This is a genomic window from Bartonella senegalensis OS02, assembly GCF_000312545.1.
Lineage (GTDB): Bacteria > Pseudomonadota > Alphaproteobacteria > Rhizobiales > Rhizobiaceae > Bartonella > Bartonella senegalensis.
Window position 1 is genome coordinate 589,971 of record NZ_HE997540.1, and the last position, 5,487, is coordinate 595,457.

Annotated in this window: 1 protein-coding gene and 1 pseudogene; one reads left to right on the plus strand and one right to left on the minus strand. The window is 34.2% G+C overall.

From position 1 onward, the window contains the following. Nucleotides 1-3,856, plus strand: a pseudogene (locus BN200_RS02360) (type ISP restriction/modification enzyme); the annotation flags it as partial. 1,052 nt (nt 3,857-4,908) lie between these two features. Here the strand turns inward: BN200_RS02360 and BN200_RS02370 are convergent. Further along, nucleotides 4,909-5,484: an SMI1/KNR4 family protein gene (locus BN200_RS02370; protein ID WP_019220828.1), complete on the minus strand. Its 576-nt coding sequence runs from the start codon at nt 5,482-5,484 to the stop codon at nt 4,909-4,911. Between the last annotated feature and the right edge of the window lie 3 nt (nt 5,485-5,487).

Genomic DNA, 5,487 nt, shown 5'->3' on the forward strand with positions numbered 1-5,487 from the left:
TAAGATCTTTAGTGACAAGCTAAAAAGGAATGCTGTCTTCTCCAATAACGTTTTGGTGTCCATGGATAATGAAAAACTCTATGGCAAACAACTTTACACTTACAGCTTTTCACGTGCTTTAGAGGATAAGCTGTTATCACCTTGTAAAGTTATCATATTAGTTGTCAATGAAAAAGAAGTAAGCCAATCCATTCAACATCTTATTACTGATAAAAATTATGAACTTATTCTTGACGATAGAACCAAGATTAATGGCTGTTATAGAGCCCTTACCAAAATGGATCTGAAACTTGATCTTGAAGATGACCCTAAGCCCATGCGTAGAGCTTTGGCTTTTTGCAAAGATATTGATACTTCTAAACGCATATGCAAAAGATTTAAAAAAGAAAAAGTGCAAGAATCTTTGCGCGCTCTTCATAAAAACCATAAAGATATTCCCCCTCTTAACTGTACCCTTGCCCATATTGATGGAACCTTTAGTGCTAAAGAGCGTACAAAACAACTTGACTGGTTAAAGGAAGATGCGGGGGAAAATACTTGCCGTGTACTCACCAATGTGCGCTGTCTTTCTGAAGGTGTTGATGTTCCTGCTCTTGATGCCATTATGTTTTTACACCCGCGTAAAAGTCAAATTGAGATTATTCAAGCGATAGGACGCGTCATGCGTCGAGCCGAGGGTAAAAAAAGAGGCTATATCATTCTCCCCATTGGGATACCCGCTGATATTCCGCCGGAAATAGCCTTAGACAACAACCAAAAGTATAATGTCATCTGGCAAGTTCTCAATGCTTTACGTGCCCATGATGACAACTTTAATAAAATAATTCACCATATGCACAAAAAACAAGACGTAAGCCATGCCCTTGAAATCGTTGCTGCTTCTCAAGAACTTGCGTTAGAAGATACGACCACGGTTATTGATGATTTACCTACACGCTCAAAATTAGAATATTCAGGACTTAATATTGGGTTAGCAACTTATGAAGCCTCTCACACAAGTGGAGAACAAGGAGAACTCCCCCTTTTTTCTAAATGTAAAGATGCCATTAAAGCTGCTATTGTTAAGAGATTTTACGACCCTAGCTATTGGAAAAAATGGGCAATAAATGTTGGTGATCTTGCTCAAACTCATATCACACGCTTAACTGAGATTTTAACAAAATCAGAAACTGAAACATGGCAGGTGTTTAATGATTTTATGACCGAATTGCGTAGCAATTTAAATACAACTATTTCAGAACAAAATGCGATTGAAATGCTTGCGCAACATCTTGTGACGCGTCCAGTCTTTAATGCTTTATTTGAGGGGCATCAGTTTGTTCAAGAAAATCCCGTATCTTGTGCTTTACAACGTGTACTCAATATCCTTGATAAGTTTACTCTTAAAGAAGAATCTCAAGATCTCAACAATATTTCTAGGAGTATACAATTTTATACGCGTGGAATTACCAATTTTGAAGCACAACAAAGCTTAATTGTAGAGCTGTATAATGAATTTTTCCGTTATGCTTTTCCACGTACAGTAGAAAAATTAGGAATTGTTTATACCCCCATTGAGGTTGTTGATTTTATCATTCACTCTGTTGATGATGTTTTACGCAATGAATTTGGAAAAAGTCTAGGATCACGTGGTGTTTCTATTCTTGACCCTTTTACGGGCACTGGTACCTTTATCACACGGTTGTTACAATCAAATCTTATAAAACCAGAGGACATGGAGTATAAATACCGTTATGATATCCATGCCAATGAGATTGTTTTACTGGCTTATTATATAGCAGCCATTAATATAGAAGCAACCTATCATGGTCTTATGAAAGGGAATTATATCCCATTCAAGCATATTGGTTTAACCGATACGTTTCATCTTTTTGAGAAAAAAGATCTGATGGAAGGTACTATGAAAGAAAACAGTGAATATTTAGAACATCAAAAAAATCTGAATATCGAAGTTATCTTTGGCAATCCTCCTTATTCCACAGGTCAAAAAAGTGAAAACGATAATGCAAAGAACACTCCCTATCCTATATTAAATGACCGTATTCGTGAAACCTATGCTGCTCAATCTAAAGCAAATCTTAGGCAAGCGCTTTATGATAGTTATATTCGTGCTATTCGTTGGGCTAGTGACCGTATTGATAACGCTGTGGTAATCGACTTTGTCACAAATGGAAATTTCATCAGTGGGTATTCTATGGATGGCTTACGAAAATCTTTAGCCAAAGAATTTACGAGCATTTATGTGCTTAATTTACGAGGGGATATTCGTAAAAATATGATGAACAAAAAAAATTCTCAAGAAGGAGAAAATGTTTTTGGCAATGGTAGTATGACGGGTATTGCCGTGACATTGTTTATCAAAAATCCCAATGTTTCTGGAGATTGTAAAATTTACTATCATGACATTGGAGATTCACTCACAAAAGAAAAAAAGCTTAAGATAATCGAGGCTCTTGCTAGTATTGAAGGCATTACACGGAGCAAAAAAGGCTGGCAAATAATTACACCAGATAAACACGGGGATTGGCTTGGTCAACGGGATGACAGTTTCAAAGCATTTTTAGCTATGGGTGCTAAAAAAGGACATGATAAAAAACTGTTTGAGATTTATTCTTGTGGTCTAAAAACCAATCGTGATGCTTGGACATACAACTCTAGCCGTGATGCTTTATCAAAAAATATACACGGCATGATTAGCTTCTATAATAAAGAAGTGAAACGTTTTAATGACACTTATCACACTGACCATAAAGCACGTACAAAGGTTGTAGATAATTTTGTTAATGCGGATGAGAAAAAGATAAGTTGGAGCCATAATGTTAAGCAGGAACTGGTAAAAGGAAAAATTTTCGAATTTGAAGATACATGCTTTATTCAAAGCCTTTATCGCCCTTTTACATAACAGTGGCTTTATTATAATCGCGCCTTCAACGATAGAGTTTCCAAAATGCCGTGTATATTTCCTATGGAAAAAGCGGTTGAGAACAAAATAATACAACTTACAGGTATAGGAGCAATGGGGGGCTTTTCTGTTCTTATGGCTAAGAATTTACCTAACTTTGATTCAATAGAGAAAAGTCAATGCTTTCCACGTTATATTTATGAAGACACTCCGGTTTCAAAAAGTAAAAGTGAAAAACAATCCCATTTATTTGCAAATGCTACAGAAGATAGCAAAACAGCTGGTTTACAACGGCGTGATGCCATTACGGATGAAGGATTAGCACATTTTAAAGTAGCTTATCCTAATGAAACCATAACAAAAGATGATCTATTTTATTACGTTTACGGTTTACTTCATTCAGAAGATTATCGTTCCCATTATGCTGATAACCTCTCTAAAGAATTGCCTCGTATTCCTTGTGTAAAAACTGCTGAGGACTTTTGGAAATTTGTTACAGCAGGGCGTGAACTGGGTCATTTGCACATAAATTATGAAGATGTGAAACCTTATCCAGTTACATTTAAAAAAGGAAATCCAAAACAGACTGATATCTCTAATCCTAAAGAATTCTATTACGTGAATGAAATGAAATTCGCAAAAATTAAGAATAGTAAGGAAAAGGATAAATCTACAGTTATTTATAACAGCAATATCATAATGACTGATATCCCTCTTGAAGCTTATGAATATATCGTAAATGGTAGACCCGCTCTTGAATGGGTTATGGGGCGTCAATGTATTAAGACCGATAAAAAAAGTGGCATTGTGAATGATGCCAATCGCTATGCTGTTGAGACAATGGGGAACCCTGCTTATCCATTGGAGTTGTTTCAAAGGGTTATTACCGTAAGTTTAGAGACAATGAAAATCGTTAAGAGCCTACCAAAATTAGAAATGAGAGAAACTGAATAGACTTATAAAGCATGCTCACATAATGGGTATGCTAATCATAAGGGGTATAAGATCTTATAACTATAGATTTATACCCCTTTTATAAATTGCTTACATACAATCTAAAAGGAGTGTTTATATGCGTTATTCTAAAAAAAGAACATTTGCACTTTTAAACACCCTTATTTGGATTGCTTTAAGACTTATAAGAAATCCCCTCTTAAACAAGATGAGATTTATGTGGATTGCCTTTAAAAGATTATACCGTAATCTCAAATGATAGCTTTATTGTTTTTAAAAAACCTCTTTAAAGAGAGTTTTGTATCTTTATTTTCTTATATTACTTATAGGTTTTGAAGGTGCAAAAATTGTCAAAACCCCCTCGAAACCTATATCATTAGTTGAATTCATAGGTTATAATATCGATATAGGTTGTTTTTTGAAGATCTGTAAAATACTAACACATTGAAATATAAAGTTTTTATTTTTTGCTATTTTTTATATAAAAGCAGCAACCCTCAAAACTCAAAACCCCTTCAAAACTCATAACCATAATGATCTTGATAGCATTTCTTATGATTATAAACTGTCTTTTGAAAAGCTTTAAAGGATCACATGCTTTTCAGAAAGCACGTTTTAATCACTCACTAAAATGATTACTTTTGTCAGTTCAATTTACTGACAGAATACTGACAAATATATATTATGAGTTGAATTTATGGATTGCATCTTAATAAGGGTTGTATCATTAAAATACTAACATATTGAAATATAATGTTTTTAATTTTCTCTCATTAAAAAAATATTATAGGGTCTAAAAAGAACTGACTAAACTGACAAAAGTCTATTAAAAGGGATTTTGCTCATCTCTATAGTTATCAGTTTCTCTTTAAATGTTTTCATAAAAATCAATAAATCGCAATTATCCTACTTATCAACTAATTGTGCAACATCAGCTAAAGTGTAAGTTTTCATGAATCCTCCCCTGCATGCTCCTTAATTCTTTTGTATAAAAATTACTTATATAATACTGAGGATCTCTAGAAAGACTAGAGATTTCCTCACCATCCATGTCATCTCCCCCATAACTTTTTCCAAAAGCGCTTGTAAAAAGGAATAGGTTGTGGAGTGGGAGGGTTCTCTGGTTTTTCAATTGGTTGATCACCATCAGGTATCTCATCTCCCACGCTTTCTTTAATTCTTTTGCAAAGGAATTCATAAAAATTACTCGCGTAATATTCGCAATCTTCAGATGGAAGCATGACATAGAGTGGGCATTCTCCATCCCGAAACTGTGTATAATCAAAATAAAAAGTTTCACCAAAATCTGTTCTGCTAACAGCAAGCTGTTCTGGTGTTAGAAAACCATGTTTTCTATAATAATTTAAGTTTTGGTGAACAATATCATCAAAAGGAATATCTTTTCCACAATCCTTATAAAGACTATAGATTTCATAACCAGCAATGTCCCCGCCTTTATAATGTTTTAAAAAATTCTTGTAAGAGGATGTGAATTGTAAACCAAGAGCTTTCTCTGCCTTTTCAATCACGAGATCATCAACCGCATTTTCTTCAGAACAAAAATTAACAATATCACCATCATATTTATCAATTAATACTGCAACATCAGCTAAGGTATAGGTTTTCATTCA